17 protein-coding genes are annotated in these 18,121 nt (G+C 65.5%); 11 read left to right on the top strand and 6 right to left on the bottom strand.

The features are described 5' to 3' along the window. Positions 1 to 8 precede the first annotated feature (8 nt). Positions 9 to 668: an isochorismatase family protein gene (locus tag Q4E95_RS03110; RefSeq protein ID WP_303381910.1), complete on the bottom strand. Its 660-nt coding sequence runs from the start codon at positions 666 to 668 to the stop codon at positions 9 to 11. A gap of 14 nt (positions 669 to 682) precedes the next feature. Further along, on the bottom strand, positions 683 to 2,023 hold the full coding sequence (locus Q4E95_RS03105; protein WP_303381909.1) for a nicotinate phosphoribosyltransferase: 1,341 nt from the start codon (positions 2,021 to 2,023) through the stop codon (positions 683 to 685). A gap of 170 nt (positions 2,024 to 2,193) precedes the next feature. Here Q4E95_RS03105 and clpS point away from each other — a divergent pair, with 170 nt between their 5' ends. The 8 genes from clpS to Q4E95_RS03065 all read left to right on the top strand — a co-directional run bounded on the left by clpS (position 2,194) and on the right by Q4E95_RS03065 (position 8,023). Next, entirely contained in the window at positions 2,194 to 2,439 is a 246-nt protein-coding gene (gene clpS, locus Q4E95_RS03100; protein ID WP_303381921.1) for an ATP-dependent Clp protease adapter ClpS, read from the top strand. Beyond that, a complete protein-coding gene (locus Q4E95_RS03095; protein WP_303381908.1) occupies positions 2,439 to 2,990 on the top strand; it encodes a DUF2017 domain-containing protein in 552 nt (183 codons plus the stop codon). Before clpS ends, Q4E95_RS03095 begins: the two co-directional genes overlap by 1 nt. A 226-nt stretch (positions 2,991 to 3,216) precedes the next feature. Further along, positions 3,217 to 4,110 (top strand): glutamate racemase, encoded by an 894-nt coding sequence (murI, locus tag Q4E95_RS03090; RefSeq protein ID WP_303381907.1) that lies wholly within the window; start codon positions 3,217 to 3,219, stop codon positions 4,108 to 4,110. Positions 4,111 to 4,138: 28 nt separating this feature from the next. Then, complete coding sequence (locus tag Q4E95_RS03085; RefSeq protein ID WP_303381906.1) at positions 4,139 to 4,978, top strand: MBL fold metallo-hydrolase; 840 nt, start codon at positions 4,139 to 4,141, stop codon at positions 4,976 to 4,978. Positions 4,979 to 4,987: 9 nt separating this feature from the next. Continuing rightward, positions 4,988 to 5,806: a ribonuclease PH gene (gene rph / locus Q4E95_RS03080; RefSeq protein ID WP_303381905.1), complete on the top strand. Its 819-nt coding sequence runs from the start codon at positions 4,988 to 4,990 to the stop codon at positions 5,804 to 5,806. After that, positions 5,796 to 6,479, top strand: coding sequence for an RdgB/HAM1 family non-canonical purine NTP pyrophosphatase (rdgB, locus tag Q4E95_RS03075; RefSeq protein ID WP_303381904.1), 684 nt, complete (start codon positions 5,796 to 5,798; stop codon positions 6,477 to 6,479). The genes rph and rdgB overlap by 11 nt, the downstream gene beginning before the upstream one ends. Positions 6,480 to 6,482: 3 nt before the next feature. Further along, complete coding sequence (locus tag Q4E95_RS03070) at positions 6,483 to 7,343, top strand: phosphotransferase family protein (RefSeq protein ID WP_303381903.1); 861 nt, start codon at positions 6,483 to 6,485, stop codon at positions 7,341 to 7,343. A 98-nt stretch (positions 7,344 to 7,441) separates the two neighbouring features. Then, entirely contained in the window at positions 7,442 to 8,023 is a 582-nt protein-coding gene (locus Q4E95_RS03065) for a 3'-5' exonuclease (protein WP_303381902.1), read from the top strand. Between the two features lie 63 nt (positions 8,024 to 8,086). Here the strand turns inward: Q4E95_RS03065 and Q4E95_RS03060 are convergent, their stop codons facing one another. Continuing rightward, positions 8,087 to 9,118, bottom strand: coding sequence for an ADP-ribosylglycohydrolase family protein (locus Q4E95_RS03060; protein ID WP_303381901.1), 1,032 nt, complete (start codon positions 9,116 to 9,118; stop codon positions 8,087 to 8,089). Between the two features lie 65 nt (positions 9,119 to 9,183). Between Q4E95_RS03060 and Q4E95_RS03055 the strand changes: the two genes are divergently transcribed. The 3 genes from Q4E95_RS03055 to Q4E95_RS03045 are packed head-to-tail and all read left to right on the top strand — an operon-like array spanning position 9,184 to position 14,870. Then, positions 9,184 to 10,407, top strand: coding sequence for an exonuclease SbcCD subunit D (locus tag Q4E95_RS03055; RefSeq protein WP_303381900.1), 1,224 nt, complete (start codon positions 9,184 to 9,186; stop codon positions 10,405 to 10,407). Then, positions 10,404 to 13,559, top strand: a complete 3,156-nt coding sequence (locus Q4E95_RS03050) for an AAA family ATPase (protein WP_303381899.1) — start codon at positions 10,404 to 10,406, stop codon at positions 13,557 to 13,559. The genes Q4E95_RS03055 and Q4E95_RS03050 overlap by 4 nt, the downstream gene beginning before the upstream one ends. A gap of 9 nt (positions 13,560 to 13,568) precedes the next feature. Beyond that, on the top strand, positions 13,569 to 14,870 hold the full coding sequence (locus Q4E95_RS03045; RefSeq protein ID WP_303381898.1) for a hypothetical protein: 1,302 nt from the start codon (positions 13,569 to 13,571) through the stop codon (positions 14,868 to 14,870). 151 nt (positions 14,871 to 15,021) lie between these two features. On the opposite strand, the gene Q4E95_RS03040 is transcribed toward Q4E95_RS03045, so the two are convergent. From Q4E95_RS03040 to Q4E95_RS03030, 3 genes are all read right to left on the bottom strand, one after another. Then, the gene (locus Q4E95_RS03040; RefSeq protein WP_303381897.1) at positions 15,022 to 15,705 is read right to left on the bottom strand and encodes an MBL fold metallo-hydrolase; all 684 of its coding nucleotides are present in this window, start codon (positions 15,703 to 15,705) and stop codon (positions 15,022 to 15,024) included. Then, positions 15,702 to 16,799, bottom strand: a complete 1,098-nt coding sequence (locus tag Q4E95_RS03035; protein ID WP_303381896.1) for an S-(hydroxymethyl)mycothiol dehydrogenase — start codon at positions 16,797 to 16,799, stop codon at positions 15,702 to 15,704. The genes Q4E95_RS03040 and Q4E95_RS03035 overlap by 4 nt, the downstream gene beginning before the upstream one ends. Before the next feature lie 285 nt (positions 16,800 to 17,084). Further along, positions 17,085 to 18,121 (bottom strand): YihY/virulence factor BrkB family protein (locus Q4E95_RS03030; RefSeq protein WP_303381895.1); only part of this gene is annotated, 1,037 nt, incomplete at its 5' end.

Genomic DNA, 18,121 nt, shown 5'->3' with positions numbered 1-18,121 from the left:
CACAGGAGTTAAAACGTGAGCAAATAACAGGACGGACAGTCGAACAGGGGACGGTCGAGATCCTCGACCACGGCCACGCCGGCGTCCGCGAGTTCCACGGTGGCGCGCTCGCCGGACTCCTTGGCCACCGGGGCGGTCAGGGGTAACAGGACCCGGGTCTCGTAACCGGCGTCCATCGCGTCCTTGGCGGTGGCCAGAACGCAATAGTCCAGGGCGAGCCCCACGACGTCCACGGCCTCGATCTCATGCTCCTGGAGCCAGTCGTCCAGGCTGGTCCGTTCTTCATCCGCGTCCTCGGGGTCTTCGCCCATGGGGACGTCCACGTCCGGGGCGGACAGGCCCTCGAAACCGGAGTAGGCGGCGTCGTAGGCGCCCTTGCGGAAGAATTCCGTGACGTGGTCGGTATCGAAATGCGGGTGGGTTGCCGCACCGTCGGTCTCAGCCACGCAGTGCACCGGCCAGCTCGACACGAAGTCCGGTTCGTCGCTGAAATGCGACCCGGGATCGATGTGCCAGTCCTGGGTCGCGGCGACCACCCGGTAGTCGGAGTGGTGGTCCTCCAGGTATTCCGCGATCTGCGCGGCCACCGCGGCGCCTCCGGTCACGGCCAGGCTGCCGCCTTCGCAGAAATCGTTTTGTACGTCAACAATGATGAGGGCTGTGCGCACGGGTGCCTCCTTGATCAATGAGCGGTTCCGGGTTCGATGATGGTGGGAATCACGGGCTCGCCCTCGGACAGGCGTCGGGCCGCGCGGGGCAGTTCCGCCACGGACAGGGCGTGGCGTTCGCGGGCGCGGCCCACGGCCTGCGCACCCACGTACCCGTCGCGCAGTTCACCGCCGGTCACGTAGTGGACCAGCAGCTCACGGTCGTCTCCGTCATCGGTCGGTTCATGGGAGACACCCACGATTTCCTGGGTGGCCTCGCCCTGGTCGTTACGACGGCGCAGCGCGAATTTCTCGCCACCCACCGATGCTTTGCCGGATGAGGCCTTGGCCACGGGCTCCATGGTGCCGGAGGCGCCTTCACGTGCCACGAGCTTGTACACCATTGACGAGGTGGGCGCACCGGAACCGGTGACCAGGCGGGTGCCCACGCCGTAAGAATCCACGGGAGCCGCGCGCAGGGCGGCAATGGCGTACTCGTCGAGGTCACTGGTCACCGTGATCGTGGTGTTGGCGTTGCCCAGCTTGTCCAACAAGGAGCGCACCTGAGCCGCCTGGGTGACCAGGTCGCCCGAATCCAAGCGGACCCCGCCCAGATCCGGGCCGGCAATGTCCACGGCCAACCTGACCGCTTTTTCCACGTCATAGGTGTCCACCAGCAGCGTGGTGGAGATCCCCAGGGCATCGATCTGGGCCCGGAAGGCCTCTTCCTCCGAGTCGTGCAGCAACGTGAACGAGTGGGCGGCGGTGCCCACCGTCTTCACGCCGTAGCGATAACCGGCTTCCAGATTGGACGTCGAGGTGAACCCGGCAATCACGGCCGCGCGAGCAGCTGCGACAGCAGCCTCCTCGTGGGCGCGGCGGGAACCCATTTCAATGCACGGGCGCTCACCAGCAGCACCCACCATGCGGGATGCAGCGGAAGCCACGGCGGAGTCGTAATTGAGCACCGAGAGGATGTAGGTCTCCAGGACGCAGGCCTCGGCAAAGGAGGATTCCACGGTCAGCAGGGGCGAGTGGGGGAAGTACACCTCACCCTCGGCGTAGCCGCGGATCTGTCCGGTGAACCGGAAATTCTTGAGGTAGCCGATCGTTTGTTGATCCACCACGTTCGTGTCCCGCAGGAACCGCAATTGAGGCTCCGAGAAGCGGAACTTCTCGAGGCCCTCCAACACGCGACCCACCCCGGCGAACACGCCGTAGCGGCGACCATTGGGCAGGCGGCGGGCGAACACCTCGAATACGCTGCGCCGCGAGGCCGTTCCCGCCCGCAGCGCGGCCTGGAGCATGGTGAGCTCGTAATGGTCCGTCATGAGGGAGGTCGGTTGGGGTTCCCATGGATAGCTGCGCTGATTCACGCCTCCAGCCTAATGGGATCGGCTCACTGCGCACATCCGTGCGTGGCGGATACGATGGGCGCACCATGATTTGCACTCCTTTATCCGCGCGTGCCCGATACGCACCCGTTCTCATGAGCGCGGCTCCGGTCGAGACTCCTGTTCTGACCCAAGACCCAGAAACCCGCACGATGCTCAGCGTTCCGTGGAACGTGGTGGTGTGGGACGACCCCGTCAACCTCATGAGTTACGTGGTGTATGTGTTCCGTTCCTACTTCGGCTATTCGGATTCCAAGGCTCGGACCTTGATGCTCGAGGTGCACCACAACGGGCGCTCCATTGTGGCGTCGGGGACCCTCGAGGAAGCAGAGACCCACGTGAGTGCCCTGCATGGATACGGACTCTGGGCCACGTACGAACGGGCGGACCACAACTAATGGCACAAGGATTCAAGAAGACCCGCAAGGGCATCGTCGGGCGCTTCGAAGCACCCGAAGTTCAGTTACTCCAAAAACTGTTTTCCGACGTCGCCGGGACCCTTGAGCCCCAAGCCCGCCCGGATGAGGATCCCCTGGCGGCCATGGTCGGTATCGACCAGGACGCGAGCGAACCCACCGACCCGGCCCTGAAGAGACTGCTCCCGGCTGCGTCCATGGACCCCGAGCGAGCGGAAGAATTCCGCCGGCTGACCGACAGGTCACTGCGCGAGGCGAAGGTCGGGGCGCTGAAGGCGTCGTCGTTGGCGTTGGAATCCGATCCCGTGACCCTGACCGTGGAACAGGCGCAGGATTTCGCGCGATCGCTCAACGATATTCGGCTGGTGCTGGCAACGCGGTTGGACATCACCACGTCCGAGGACGCCGAACGGGTCGGTGAGCAGGTCGACTTCGCAGACGTGGGGGACATCCATGACTACATGGCGGTCGTCTACAACTTTGTGTCCTGGCTGCAGGAGTCACTGATGAATGCGTTGCTCAAGACGCTCTGACCGTGCCGAGCACGGCACCGTGGGACTGTGAGATGTCTCGCATGTGTTGCACGTCCTCGACGTCAGTTTCCGAGGCGTCCGATCCTTTGGATGCGCATTTTGGGCTGAATTTCCCAGTTTTTCGCCGTTGTGCCGCACCGTCAGGCACGGACTGTTACTTGTAGTGTGTCCGCTCATCGGTGGCTCGGATAGGGAAAATCAGCGCGGAGCGTTACTGTCTTTCGATATGCAGGATGAGCACGTGAACACTTCAGGCCCCAATCCGAATTCGCCCATTGGCGTGTTCGATTCCGGCGTGGGTGGATTGACCGTTGCTCGTTCCATCATTGACCAGTTGCCGCACGAGGAAATCCTGTACGTGGGGGACACCGCGCACGGCCCCTACGGTCCACTGCCCATTGCTCGGGTGCGTTCCCTGGCCATGGACATCATGGACGACCTGGTTGATTCCGGCGTGAAACTCTTGGTCATCGCCTGCAACACGGCGTCCGCTGCCGTGCTGCGCGATGCTCGGGAGCGTTACACCCGGGCCTACAACATTCCCGTGGTCGAGGTGATCCAACCGGCCGTCCGGCGCGCGGTCGCCACCACGCGCAACGGGAAGATCGGCGTGATCGGTACGGAAGCCACCGTGGGTTCCCGTGCCTACGATGACACGTTTGCCGCGGCACCGCATTTGCAGGTCACGTCCGTGGCGTGTCCGGAATTCGTCGACTACGTGGAACGTGGCGTGACCACGGGACCCGAACTCTTGCGCGCCGCCCAGGGTTATCTGGAGCCGCTCAAAGATGCGGGTGTGGACACACTGGTTCTGGGGTGCACCCACTACCCGCTCCTGACCGCGGTGATCTCCTACGTCATGGGGGACAGCGTGAACCTGGTGTCCTCAGCGGAGGAAACAGCGCGTGATGTCTACCGCGCGCTGATGGACGACAACCTGGAGCGCGACGTCAACCTCACTCCGCACCACGAATTCTTGGCCACGGGTGATCCCGAAAGTTTTGAAGTTCTTGCCCGCAGATTCCTCGGACCCGAGGTGCTGCGCGTTCGTCATACGTCCTCGGTGGCCGAACAGTACCCCACGGGTTCTTTGGCCATGATCCACCCGGCTCAGCGTTGAGTCGGCACCACGAAAGGCACCCGCAGTCATGATGTTGACCGTTATTGGGAACACCGGTAGCTTCCCGGGCCCCAACTCTCCCGCGTCGTGTTACTTGCTGACCGGTGAGGATCACCAGGGCCGCACCTGGCGCGTGATCCTGGACATGGGAAATGGCTCCCTGGGCGTCCTGCAACGGCAGCTCGCGTTGGAAGACATTGACGCGGTGATGATTTCGCACCTCCACCCGGATCACTGCGTGGACCTGGCCGGTCTGCACGTGGCGGTCAAGTGGGACCCGCGGGGATGGAAGGCCGGACGTATTCCGTTGTACGGACCGTCCGGATTGCATGACTACCTCAACCGCTCCCACGCAATGCCCGACGGCCACAGCATGGAAACCGAGTTCGTGTTCAACGTGTGGCGGGAGCGCCAGCCGGTGACCGTGGGCCCCTTCACCGTGACCCCGTTCGAGGTGGAACACCCGTGCCCCGAGTCCTACGCCCTGCGCATCACGTTCGACGGCCCGATGGGGCCCTCGGTCATGACTTATTCCGGGGACACCGATTACTGCGACGGCCTGGTGGATGCCGCCCGCGACGCTGACCTGTTCCTGTGCGAGGCGGCCTACGAAGAAGGCCGCGAGGATCACTTACGAGGTATCCATCTCACGGGCTACCGCGCCGGCCAGGCCGCAGCCCAGGCCAAGGTGCACCAGCTGCTGTTGACCCACCTGCCGGTGTGGAATTCGCCCACCAGGACCCGGCGGGAAGGCATCGCTGCGTTCGACGGTCCCGTGGGCATTGCGGAGCCGGGGTACACCTACAAGGTGGTCTCGGAGAATGTCACCATTTCAGGTGCGTTGGCAAGGCCAGTAACGGCGGACTAGGCTGGCGCTATGACTTCGCCTACCGATCCGTCACAAAATAATTCCACGTTGGTCGGGGAGCGATCCACCGCTGCTGCGGAGCAGGCGAATATTGTGCGAGCCGATGGCCGCGCCGTCGATGAACTGCGTCCCATCACCATCACTCGCGGCTGGTCCGATCAGGCAGAGGGCTCCGCGCTCATTGAATTCGGCGCCACCCGCGTGCTGTGCACCGCATCCCTGACCGAGGGAGTTCCCCGCTGGCTCAAGGGCGAGGGCCGCGGTTGGGTGACCGCTGAATACGCCATGTTGCCGCGCGCCACATCAACGCGTTCGGCCCGCGAGTCCGTCAAGGGCAAAATCGGTGGCCGCACCCACGAAATTTCCCGCCTGATCGGCCGCGCGCTCCGCTCCATCATTGATTTGAAGGCCCTCGGTGAGAACACCGTGGTGCTGGACTGCGATGTGCTCCAGGCGGACGGTGGAACGCGCACGGCAGCGATCACCGGCGCCTACGTGGCGCTGGCGGAGGCGATTTCCTGGGCCCACGCGAACGGCGTGATCAAGGCGAACGTGAAACCGCTGGTGGACACCGTCTCGGCGGTATCGGTGGGCATCATCGACGGCGTTCCCATGCTGGACCTGCCTTACGTTGAGGATGTCCGCGCGGAGACCGACATGAACGTGGTGGTTACGGGGTCGGGGAATTTCGTGGAGGTCCAGGGCACCGCCGAGGGTGCGCCCTTCAACCGGGGTGAGCTCGATGTCCTGCTCGACCTGGCGGTCGCGGGGTGCGCCCAGTTGACCACCATTCAGCAGGAAACGCTGGAGGCGGGTCGTGGACGCTGACCCAGAACCGGCCAGGATCGTCCTGGCCTCCAAGAACCCGGGTAAGGTTCGCGAACTCCAAGCCATGGTGGCCGCGGCCGTGCCGCACCTCGACGACGCCACAACCGTGGTGGATGCGCGCACCGCGGGCCTCAGCGACGTCGTAGAAGACGGCGTGAGCTTTGCCGAGAACGCGCTGCTCAAGGCACGCGCCGCGGCGCGCGAAACAGGAATGATCGCGCTCGCGGATGATTCGGGTCTCGCGGTGGACGTCATGGGTGGGGCTCCGGGAATATTTTCCGCCCGCTGGTCCGGTCGCCATGGCGATGACAGCGCCAATCTGAACTTGTTGCTGGCGCAACTGGGAGACGTCCCCGACGACCACCGGGGCGCCCAATTCGTGTGCGCCGCCGCCGTGGTGACCCCCCTCGGCACGGAACACGTGGTGGTAGAAGAATTCCCGGGGAGGATCCTGCGGGAACCGGCGGGTGAGCATGGTTTCGGGTACGACCCGATCTTCGCCCCGGATGGCTATGACGGTTTGAGTTGTGCGCAGTTGACTCCCGAGGAAAAGAACCGGGTCAGTCACCGAGCGCGGGCCATGAATGCTGTGCTGCCGCATCTTTTGGCGGCATTGGGAGAACAGGACGATCCGGTCGTGGTTGATCCACCACGACCGGGCCCGGGGGACTGAGTCATGAAATTCGCATGCGGGCATCTTCCGTTCGCTGACGCCGTCGACGCGGTGTTGGCGGAAGCGGGAGTGAGCGTGGACCGCTCCGAATGGGAGGTCCACGCGGGCGGCTCCGCACACATCGTGGTGAACGCGGGGCACGTGATGAGCGTGCGCATAGCCAAGAACCCCACATCGGGTGAAAACGTACGACGCCGCGTGCGGGCGCTGTCGCTGCTTCCCGACTTCGATTTCGCGATTCCGCGGCCACTGACCCCGGTGCTCAACGAGGGGCGGTACACGGCCGTGGGCATGACGTGGCTCCCCGGGACCACTCGCGATCCCGGGCCCGTGGACACTACGGTCCTGGCGAGCGTTCTCGATCAGCTGCGTTCGGCCGACGTTTCCCAGGCCGCACCGTGGCTCGACCGGCCGGGCCAGCACTGGGGCGGGCACCGACGCCGCCATGTACTGCTCGACCAGGTCATTCCGCGCCTGATCCCGGGCAACAGATCGCGCGCCCAGGAAGCCATCCAGGACCTGGTGGAACTCGAGATGGTCGAGCCCGAACTGGTGCACGGTGACCTCATGGGCAACAACATGTTGTGGGACAACGATCGTCTGGTGGGAATCATCGACTGGGATCACGCGTGCCTGTCGGACCCCGCCTACGACACCGCCTCCCTGGGCTTGTGGTTCGGCTGGGACAGCGTTCGCCACGCCACCACCCCCGACGACTTCGAGCGGGCACAGCTGCACGCCCGGATCTTCCCGTTGCAGGCCGTGGCCTACGCGATCCATCACGAATTGGACATCGCACAAATCAATCAGGCCGTGGAAAAGGCCGACGACTGGTACGACGCTCACGCATCGGTCCACGCCTGATCGCTCGACCGGTTCCGGTCACGAACGTTCGGGGCGTAACTGCGCGGATCACCCCGGTGCGCGCGCAGCGTGTCTGAGGCCGGCAGTAGCCTGTCACCGTGCCCGTCAGTTTTACAGCCATAGACTTCGAAACAGCCAACCGTAGCTTTGCCTCCGCGTGCGCCGTAGGCGTGGTCCGCGTGGAGGACGGCCACGTGGCTGACACCCAGTACTCGCTCCTGCAACCTCCGCCCGGCCATGACCACTTCGAACCGGGCAATATCAGGGTGCACGGGATTCGGCCGGCGGATGTGGCGGGGGCGCCGCCGTACGCGCAGTACTGGAAGTGGCTGGTGGAACGCCTCGAGGCCGGCGCCCCGGACGGGATCCTGGTGGCCCATAACGCGATTTTCGACACCGGCGTCATCAAGGCAGCCAATGCGGCAGTGGGCCATCCGGCCCGGTCATGGCGCTACGCGTGCACTTTGCGACTGTCGAGGGCCGCCTACCGACTGCGGTCGTACTCGCTGCCGGCGGTCTCACACGCCGTGGGTGTGTCCCTTGAAAATCATCACAACGCATTGGCCGATGCCCAGGCGTGCGCGGGCATCGTCATGGATCTGGCGCATCGCAGCGCGGCCGATTCCATGGAGGAACTGGCCGCCCACTACGGAACCAAGATCTACAACACCCGACTCTGAGCGTCGTGGGCCCGCCCCACTGGTCGGGTGTGCGGACGCCGCTCCCGCGCGCGGATCCAACGCTCAGGGGCGCCAGCGGTCGCTCCACCGGCGGGCGAGCTCGGCCAGTTCCGCGCCCACCGGATCGGTCACCGTCGGGACGACCTGAGTTCCAAACCGCGCTGCGCAGACGGCCGCCGCCACGGAGCGGGCCCCGGGGGAGGCCGCCGGATGCGCCGAGACCACCTCAAGTGCCTGCGTCACGGTCTCGCTGCGCGCCCCATCGGCGGCCTGTGCGGTACCCGCTGCAAACAGTCCCAGGGCCAGCCCCGACGACGCCGCGGTGCCGTCCCCGAGGGCACGGGACAGGGCGCCGTCGGCGGATCCGAGGTCTGCGCGCCCCGTGGTCTGGGTGACCAAGTGCAAGAGAGCGCGTGTTTTCGGCGCCGGGCGAGTCATGCCCTCGCAAACCTCGCTCACGGCGGTGAGGACCTCCCCGAAACCGGCGTCCGTCTCTTGGGCGCGCACGCTCGCGTGAATGGCGAGAGCCGCGCCGACCGCGGCCGTTTGAGCTTCCGCATGACCGTGCGTGATGGCGGCGGCGTCCACGATGATCGGCACGAGCGCCTTCCAGCCCAGATTGGGGACCAGCCCGTAGGGGATGCTGCGCGCGAGGACCTCACCGCTTTCGGCCGTGGGGTCGATCGGGCGGGCCACTTCACCGAATTCGCCGGTGGCCAGCGCGGCAAAACTGTCACCCGAGCAACCGCAAGCGCGGCTGAGCACGGGGAAATCACGGTCGAACTCGCGCGCGGGCGGCACCGGGGAACTGGCGGGCGGCCGAGCACCGGCCGCCCGTGCCCAGCGCAGGTAGGACAGCCACGCACACGCGGTCGGATCGGCCGACAGCCCGGTATTGGCCCACTCCGCCACCTCATTGAGGGCGTCCGCCGAGCGGGCGGCCAGCTGCACGTACGCCTCGGATGCCGGGCTGTCCGTTGCCGCAGCGATCGCCAGGCTGCCGAACACGGCGGTGACGGTGTCCGGGTAGGCGCCCCGGGCGGCGTCGATCCCGTGATCGGGCGAGAGCAAGGGTGCTGGGGAAGAGGCGTACATGCACCGAGTCTATGTGAGTGTCGATGCCCCAATGCGTGTCGGTGAAGGTGGATAGATTGTCGAGCATGAGATTTCTCCACACCTCCGACTGGCACCTGGGCCGCACGTTCCACGGTGTGGACGTCCTGGACGTCCAGGCCCGCGCCATGGACGAGATCGTCGAATGGGTTGTCGAGCACCGCATTGACGCGGTGCTGATTTCCGGCGACGTGTACGACCGGGCGCAACCGCGCACCGAGGTGGTGGAACTGCTCAACGCCACCCTCGCGAAGATTCGCCGAGCCGGTGCGTACGTGGTGATGACCAGCGGCAATCACGATTCCGCCGCCCGTTTGGGTTTCGGGGCGCAGATCATGGCGCACGGCGGGGTCTTCATTCGCACCCGCTCGGAGCAGGCGGATCTCCCCGTTCTCTTCTCCGCCCACGCGTCGGGGGTGCGGGTCACGGACACGGCGCTGAGCGGGGCCGACCCGGCAGCACAAACCAGTGCGTCCACGGTGGCCGTGTACGGCATTCCGTACCTCGAGCCGCGGTCGGTGGCACCCCGGTTGGCGTGTTCACCCACCCACCAGGACGTTCTGGACACAATCGCCACATCCACCGCGGCCGATCTCCGATCCCGAGCCCACACCCGGGGCGTGGTCATGGCACACGCATTCGTCACGGGTGCGGCCACCACGGACTCCGAACGCGTCATCGACTCCGGGGGTCTCGGCACCGTCAGCGCGGATGTTTTCGCGGCACACAGCTACGCTGCGCTGGGCCACATCCACAGGCGGCAAACGGTGCGCACCGCCGTGCGGTACAGCGGATCTCCCGTGGCCTACTCGTTCTCGGAAACGGGCCAGACGAAGGGCGCGTGGCTCGTGGAGTTCACGGGCGCGGCTGAACCGCGGGTCGAAGCCCTCGACCACCGGGCCGGGCTGCACCTGGCTCAACTGCGCGGGAACCTGGTGGACCTGCTGCGGGATCCCGGCCACGCAAATGCGGAAAGCGCATGGTGCCAGGTGGTGCTCACGGATCCCGAACGTCCCGCCTCGGCCATGGAGCGCATCCGCACCAGGTTTCCACAGACCGTGGAACTGCGGTGGGAACCCGAGGGCGGCCGTTCGCAACAGCAGATCAGTTACAGCGCCCGGGTCAAAGGCGCCCAGAGCCCGGACTCACTGTGCGCATCGTTCTTCGAACACGTCCGACAGCGGTCGGTATCGGATGCGGAGCAAAGTGATATCGCATCAGCGGTGGCTGCCGCGCGCTCCCGTGGTACGTCGGAAGAGGGAACACCATGAAACTGCATCGTTTGGAGATCACCGCATTCGGTCCCTTCGCGGGACACGAAGTGGTCGAGTTCGACACATTGAATGAGGCCGGCGTGTTCTTGCTCAACGGTGAGACGGGGGCCGGCAAAACCAGCGTGCTGGATGCGATTTGTTTTGCCCTGTATTCCACGGCACCCACAACGGTGGCCATGGGTGGAAGGAAACCGGGGCACAGTGACCATGCGGACCCGGACACTCCACCCCTGGTGGATCTGGAGTTCTCGGCCGGCGGGCGCCGGTGGCACATCAGCCGCTCCCCGGCCTGGAGCAGACCGTCCAAACGGGCGGCGTCGGGGTGGTCCGAACAACACGCCAGGGTGCTGCTGCGAGAGTTCGTGGCGGGTGATTGGGTCGAACGCGGTTATCGACCGGACGAGGTCGGCCAGACCGTAGAACACGTGGTGGGTTTGAACCGGGAACAATTCACGCAGGTGATGATGCTCCCTCAGGGCCGGTTCGCGCAGTTCTTACGGGCGGGTTCCAAGGAACGCGAGAAGCTCCTGGAAACACTGTTCGGTACCGATATCTACCCTCGTATCCAACAGGAACTCAAGGACCTTGCCTCCGCTTGCCAAGCCGAACTCGATGCGCTCAGCCTTGATCAGCAACGAGACCTCGAACGCGTGAGCCAACTGGACGAGCAGCTGGGGGAGGTGCTTGCGCAACTACCGGCGGAAACCGTTTCGCTTTCTGAGTGGCGGGGTTCCCCGAACGACGACAGGCCGGTGGCCGACTCGACGTCGGACGGGGCGGAGGAGTTCCCCGCACCGACAACCCTGGAGGAGCTGTCGGGCCGGCTCGACACCGTGGTGCCCCAGCTCACCAGCGCCCGTGATGCGGTGAGCACTCAACAGACACAAGCTGCGACACGAGCACGAGAGCTTGCCGAGCGGCTCGCCAACATCGAACGCCATGACCGACTGAGCGGTGTCCGCGCGGAGCTGGAGGGGCAAGGGGAGACCGTGAACGCTCGGGACGCTCAGCTGACACGACACCGGTCCGCGCACAAACTGGCCGGCCTGGTCGACGCGGCCGAACACGCGAAGTCGGCGGTTGACCGAGCCCGAACCGCGGCGCAAGCGGCACGGGGGGCGTTTTCGGCGGGGTCCGCGGATCATGAGCGATTTCGGCTCGTCCTGGGCGATCAAGCCACCGTTCTGGAGGGCTGGATAACCGGCGAACGGGATCTGGCGGCCGTTCGCGACGTGGCCGTGAGTGCTCGTCACGGCGCACAGCAGGCGCTCGAGGCGGAGGAATCGCTGCGAACCGTTCAGCTGGCCCTCACCGAAGTGGAACAGCACCTGGCGCGGCACCGTGCTCGAAAAGAAACTGTCGAGAACACCCTGGACCGAGACCTCGAGGAACGAGCGGGAGTGGAGCGCACCGCGGAAGAGCTGCGCGAAGCCACACGGGATGCCGCTGTGATCCGGGACCGTGATGAACGAGCGCGCCATACCTTGGCGGCAACGGAGGAGTTCCAAACCCTCGCTCGGGAACGGGACGCACGCGGAGAGCAATATCGCACCGCGGAAGCCGCCCGCCGTGCCGCGGCTCACCGTGTGGAGGAACTGGAAGCTCAACGCTTCGCCTCGGCCGCCGCGACGCTCGCCTCCGCACTGCGCGCGTCAGAACCATGTCCCGTGTGCGGTTCCACACTCCACCCCGCTCCCGCGGGGCAGGAGCGGGGCAGCGAAGTCACCGAACGAATGCTCGCGGGTTCCCGAACGACCCGTGACCGAGCCCAGGCGGAGTCCGACCGGGCCCACAACGAGTGGCAGACGGCCCAGCAGCACGCCGCTCAGGCACTCGGCGCCGGAGCACAGGAGGACATCATCGCGGTTCGAGCCGCGGCCACGGAATCCGCGCATGCCGTTGCCCGGCTCGAACGCCAACTCGTGCGCGCCCGTGATACTGCGGACACGCTGACAACCCTTGATCGTCGCATCGATGAGTCACGGGTGGGCCTGCGCGACATCGACCTTCGGATCGAACGCGATGCCACGCGGAGGACGTCCCTGACCGCGCAGCTGGAGGAGGCCAGTGAGCGCTTGGACCGGGAATTGTTCGGTTTCGAATCGGCCCGGCAACGGCTGGATGCCGCCCAGGACCTCATCGATGCCGTGTCCGGCATGGAAACCGCCCAGCGCGGCCTCGACCGTGCCACCCAGGATCTCGATTACGCCCAACACGCCCTCACGGGCGAGCTGGAGGACTCACCCTTCGCAACGGCGGAGGAGGTGCGGTCGGCACGTCTGGAGCCCTCCGAGGTCCAGGAGATTGAAATCTGGCTGCAGAATCACCACGACCGGCACGGCAAGGTCACCGCCGAACTGGCCACGGAAGCCATGGTGGCCACTGGTCAGCTCTCGCCGCGGGAACGCGCTGAAACGTCCACGGAATCCGTGGCCCGGGCCGTGCAGCACAGTGAGAGCCTCGCGGCCCGCCGGGACCTGATCACCGCGGCGTCGGGAACCATTACCGCCCTTGAACGCGCGGTTCGGGAACTGGGCCGTGCGGGAGGTGAACGCGGTGAGCGCCTGAGCCAAGCCCGGGAAAAGACGGAACGGCTCACCGGCCTGTCCGCCGTGGCCAACGGGTTGTCCGCGGACAACAGTCTTCGCATGACACTGACGTCCTTTGTGCTCGCGGCCAAGCTGGAGCACGTGGCGGCCGTGGCCTCGGAGCATCTGCAGCGGATGTCCTCCGGCCGGTTCAGCTTGCTGCATACCGACCAGACGCGGGGCGGCGGAAAGGCGGGGCTGGGCCTGGAAGTGGACGATTCGTGGACAGGGGTCCGCCGAGGTACGGAAACGTTGTCCGGCGGTGAATCATTCTTCACGTCCCTCGCCCTCGCCCTGGCACTCGCGGACGTGGTGCGCGCGGCCGCGGGCGGTCAGGACATGGACACCCTGTTCGTGGACGAAGGGTTTGGTTCCTTGGACGAGGACACCCTGGAACAGGTGCTCGAGACCATTGACGGACTCCGGCAGAACGGACGGGTGATCGGGTTGGTCTCCCACGTGGCCGAGATGAAACAGCGCATCGGTACACAACTGGTCGTGACCAAGACGCCCAAGGGGTCACACTTGCGGGTCATGACCGGTCTGGAGACGAACGCGTAGGCTGATCCCGTGAGTTCTTCCGTGCCCGCACCCTCGCCCGTCACGTCCACCACCGTCCCCGAGTTGATCAGAGACGTCAAAGAGCTCAATGGGATGGGCGGGCGCGGCCTCACCCGGATCATGCTCGCGTTGCGATTGCCCCAGGTTCTCGCGCCCCTGGGAGTGATCACATGGATCGCCACTCAGACGGCTTCCCCGTGGACGGCGGCGCTGGGCTCGGCGGCCGTGTATCTGGGAAGTGCCCTGTGCGGACTCATCATGACGTTCTTCGTCAATGTCCCCTGGCGTCAAGGGGGGTTGGCCGTGCTGGCTCTGGTTCAGGGCACGGTCATGTGGCTGTTGCCCCTGGCGCCCATTGAATCCGTCCCCACGGGGATCGAGAGTGTGGGGATGTTCTTGCCCTTCTTCCTCGCCGGACTGTCCCTGGCCCCGCAGGGTCTGGCCTGCAGGATCCGGTGGAATTCTGTGTTGGAGCATCGCAAACGGGTGGACCTTCTACCCGCGGCCATGCGCATGGAATCCGTGAGTGAAGCCATGTCCGTGGTCACGGGTGCCGCCATCACCGGGTTGATCGCCACCACGGCAGGGCCGCAAACCGTCCTGCGGGTCTCGGCGGTGCTCTCAGTGCTCATGGTGCTCATCTTCATGCTTCATCCGTCCGCCAGGTTCAAGCAGCCAATCCTCACCATGTCGCTGCGGGAGGGGTCGGAACGACTAGCCCACGCTCGGCGCTGGTCCGCGCAGCGGCTGCGCACCATGCTGCTGGTGGGCTGCGGTGGTCTCGGGGCCCTACTGGGTGCGATCCAGGGGTGCCTGGTGGTCTTTGCCGTGTCCGTGGACATTGTGCCGTCGATGGGTGCCCTGTATGCGTTCCTGGGTTTGACGTCCGCAATTGCGGCGGTCGTCACCGTGTCCTGGCGCACCCGGGTGACGCCCTGGAACCTGTGGATCCTCTACGCCACAGCGGCGCTGCTGACCTCCATGATGTTATCCACCCCTTCGGGGGCGCTCGGGTTCGCGGTGGTGCTCGCCTTGATCGGGTTGACCATTGGGCCGAGTCTGCTGTGCTTGTTCGGCCTGGCGGCCTACGTGGCCCCGGAGAACATGTACATGGGGCTCGTCTCGCACATGACCGCGGCTACCTCTGCCGGAACGGCCCTGGGGTTGGTGCTCAGCGCGTACTTCGGTGTGCGCTACGACTACATTTCCGCTGCGCTCGTCCCGGTGGCCATGGCCCTGATTCCCTTGGCCAGCTCACTGACTTTCATCTTCATGTGGCGCCGGTCGCCGTTGTCCAGCCTGCACGGGTGACCGGCACGGTCGTCCCGGCCGCGCGGTGACGCCCGCGGGGGATGAGAAAGCCCCCGGACGCCGGTGCAAGGGCGCTCATTAAAGACGAACCGCGCCGCAGCCGTTGCCGGCCGTGACGCGGTTCATTTGGGTGGAGCTTGTGCCCGTGGACTCAGTGGCCGCGCGCAATCCACTCGCTCAGGTGCGGTTTCTCGTTGCCCACGGTGGTGGAGTCGCCGTGCCCGGTGAGTACCAGGGTTTCCTCCGGCAGGCCGAGGATGCGTTCCTGAATGGATTCAATGATGGTGGGGAAATCCGAATAGGACCGTCCCGTAGCACCCGGGCCGCCCTGGAACATCGTGTCGCCGCTGAACAGCACGCCGTGATCGCCGACCTCGGGAGCGTGGAAGACCACGGAACCGGGGGAGTGCCCGGGGGTGTGCAGCACGGTCAGTGCCGCCGTACCCGCGACGATGTGCTGGTTGTCCTCGAGCGGTTCCGGCTCGGAGCCGTCCGAGAACACCTTGCGCCACAGCACCAGGTCCTCCGGGTGCATATAGATCTGGGCGTCGGTGCCGGCCAGTTCCACGAACTCGCGAACCGCGGCGATGTGGTCGTCGTGTCCGTGGGTCAACAGCACGTGGGTGATGGTTCGCCCCGCCACGGCGTCCACAACGGCTTGCGGGTTGTGTGCCGGGTCAATGACCGCGCACTCCACCCCGTTGCCGATGATCCACACGTTGTTGTCGACCTCCCACGTGCCGCCGTCCAGGCTGAACGTGCCGGAGGTCACGCAATTGTCGATCCGCAGACCGGTCTGGTCGTCGCTGAGAATCGTTGTCGGCTGTTCGCTCATCGGGGCATCTCCACTACGGATCGCAGGACCTTACCGGCCTTCATGGTCTCGAATGCTTCGTCCACCTCGTCCAGCTCGATGCGCTCGGTCACGAACGCATCGAGGTCGAGGCGGCCCAGCTTGTACTGGTCCACGAGCATGGGGAAGTCACGCGAGGGCAGGGTGTCCCCGTACCACGCGGACTTGATGGAACCGCCGCGGGAGAAGATTTCGTCCAGGGGCAGGTCAATGGTGGTTCCGGGATCGGGCACGCCCACCAGGACCACCCGTCCGGCGAGATCGCGAGCCTGGAATGCTTGCTTGAAGGTGGGCTCGATGCCCACGGCATCAATGACCAGATCCGCACCGTTACCGTCCGTGAGTTCCCTAATCGCTTCCACCGGATCACGGTCCTTGGAGTTGACCGTGTGGGTTGCGCCCAGGCGCTGGGCGGTGGCGAGTTTCTCGGTGTCGAGGTCCACGGCAATGATGGTTGTGGCTCCGGCCAAGGCCGCACCGGCAATTGCGGCCGTGCCCACGCCACCGCAGCCGATCACGGCTACGGACTCGCCACGCTTCACGGCGCCGGTATTGATGGCCGCACCGATGCCGGCGGTCACGCCGCACCCGAGCAGACCCACGGCAGCGTACTGGTGGTCCTCGAGAGGAGTTTCCACACGGGTGCATTGCCCGGCCGCCACCAACGTCTTTTCCGCAAAGGCACCGATGCCCAGGGCCGGTTCCAGTTCGGTACCGTCCTCGAGAGTCATTTTCTGGGTCGCATTGTGCGTGTCGAAGCAGTACCACGGCTCGCCCCTGCGGCATGCGCGGCACTCACCGCACACAGCGCGCCAATTGAGGATCACGTGATCGCCCACCTCGACCTCGGTGACGCCTTCGCCCACGGCGCTGACGACACCGGCGGCTTCGTGGCCGAGCAGGTAGGGGAAGTTGTCACCCACGCCGCCCACCTTGTAATGCAGGTCGGTTTGGCACACACCGCACGTCAGCACGTCCACCAGGGCCTCGCCGGGTCCGGGATCCGGTACCAGAATCGTTTCCACCGTGGCCGGTTCGTTCTTTGCCTTGACCACGACACCTTTAACCTTGTGCATGCGTGTGCCTTCCTGTTGGGCTGTAGCTGGCATTGCTTCCAGCTTAGGTCAGAGCTCGGGGGAGGTGCCGGGAGTTCGCCCCGCGAGGAACTGCGTTGTGACGACGCCGCTCGGCGGGGAACGCGGCGAGGCCGCCGGCCTTGGATTGTGCGCCGTGGGCGTGCGAGAAGAGTGCGGGGCCGCGCAGCGCGCGCGGAATCCGAGGGTGCGTTAACGGCCGAAGCCGGTTCGTGGCCCGTGGGGACCTCGAACCGGCTTCGGACCGAACGCGTGAAGTAGTTAACGCTAGTCCTTGGAGTCCTTGGAATCGTCGGAATCGGACGAGTAATCGATGTGGTCGTGCTGCAGGCGGAGCTTGCGGCCTTCGGCCTCGAGTTTTTCCTCTTTGGCCTGGAGCTTCTTGGTCTGGCGGACGTCACGCGGGGGCAACTGGATGGTGCCCTCGGCCCGCAGGCCACCCTGGAGCTGGCGGCCGCGCTCGACCTCGGCATCGACCTCCGCGCCGAACAGGAGCACGTTGTTCATGATCCACAGGCCCAACAGCAAGATGATCACGGAGCCGATGACGCCGTAGGTGGCGTTGTAGCTCGCGAAGTTGGTCACATAGAACGCGAAAGCGGCACCGGCCAGGCCCATGGCCACCAATGCGATCACGGCACCGGGGCTCATCCAGCGGAACTTGGGCTGCTTCACATTGGGAGTCGCGTAGTACAGCAGCGCGATCAGCAGCACCACCAGGAAGAGGATGACGGGAATCTTGGCCCAGTTCCACACGGTCACCGCGGTGGAGCCCAGGCCCACCAGGTCGCCCACGGTCTGGGCGATGTCACCGGACAGGAGCACCATGAACATGACCAGCGCCACGATCAAGACGACCGCCAGGGTCACGAGCAACATGACGGGCTTGAGCTTCAGGAACGGGCGTCCCTCGCTGACCTCGTAGATCCGGTTCATGGCACGACCGAACGCGCCGGTGTAACCGGAAGCGGTCCACAATGCACCGGCCACACCGACGATCAGGGCCAATCCGGCACCCGACTGGGTGGTCAGCTGGGAAATGGGACCGGACAGCAGACTGACCAGTTCGGGCGGTGCGTACTGCTCCAAGAAGTCCAGGATCGCCGTGGTGGTGGCTTCGCCCTGGCCGAAAACGCCCAGCAGCGAAACCAACGCCAACAGCGCCGGGAAGACCGACAGCACCGCGAAGTAGGTCAGCGATGCCGCCAGGTCGGTACAGCCGTCCTTGCTGAATTCCGAAATAGCACGTTTGAACACGTACCCCCACGACTGTCCCTTGAGATCAGTGGGAGAGTCGGGCTTGG

The sequence above is a fragment of the Kocuria sp. genome, from assembly GCF_030536815.1.
GTDB lineage: Bacteria > Actinomycetota > Actinomycetes > Actinomycetales > Micrococcaceae > Kocuria > Kocuria gwangalliensis.
Note: the sequence above shows the minus strand (reverse complement) of the source record. Positions and strands in the feature narration are given on the sequence as shown.

Bases quoted from the DNA above. Each gene is read 5' to 3' on its own strand.
- clpS (WP_303381921.1), top strand. From the start codon at position 2,194: ATGCTCAGCGTTCCGTGGAACGTGGTGGTGTGGGACGACCCCGTCAAC.
- Q4E95_RS03085 (WP_303381906.1), top strand. From the start codon at position 4,139: ATGATGTTGACCGTTATTGGGAACACCGGTAGCTTCCCGGGCCCCAAC.
- Q4E95_RS03095 (WP_303381908.1), top strand. From the start codon at position 2,439: ATGGCACAAGGATTCAAGAAGACCCGCAAGGGCATCGTCGGGCGCTTC.
- Q4E95_RS03070 (WP_303381903.1), top strand. From the start codon at position 6,483: ATGAAATTCGCATGCGGGCATCTTCCGTTCGCTGACGCCGTCGACGCG.
- murI (WP_303381907.1), top strand. From the start codon at position 3,217: ATGCAGGATGAGCACGTGAACACTTCAGGCCCCAATCCGAATTCGCCC.
- rph (WP_303381905.1), top strand. From the start codon at position 4,988: ATGACTTCGCCTACCGATCCGTCACAAAATAATTCCACGTTGGTCGGG.
- Q4E95_RS03050 (WP_303381899.1), top strand. From the start codon at position 10,404: ATGAAACTGCATCGTTTGGAGATCACCGCATTCGGTCCCTTCGCGGGA.
- Q4E95_RS03055 (WP_303381900.1), top strand. From the start codon at position 9,184: ATGAGATTTCTCCACACCTCCGACTGGCACCTGGGCCGCACGTTCCAC.
- Q4E95_RS03035 (WP_303381896.1), bottom strand. From the start codon at position 16,799: ATGCACAAGGTTAAAGGTGTCGTGGTCAAGGCAAAGAACGAACCGGCC.
- Q4E95_RS03060 (WP_303381901.1), bottom strand. From the start codon at position 9,118: ATGTACGCCTCTTCCCCAGCACCCTTGCTCTCGCCCGATCACGGGATC.
- Q4E95_RS03040 (WP_303381897.1), bottom strand. From the start codon at position 15,705: ATGAGCGAACAGCCGACAACGATTCTCAGCGACGACCAGACCGGTCTG.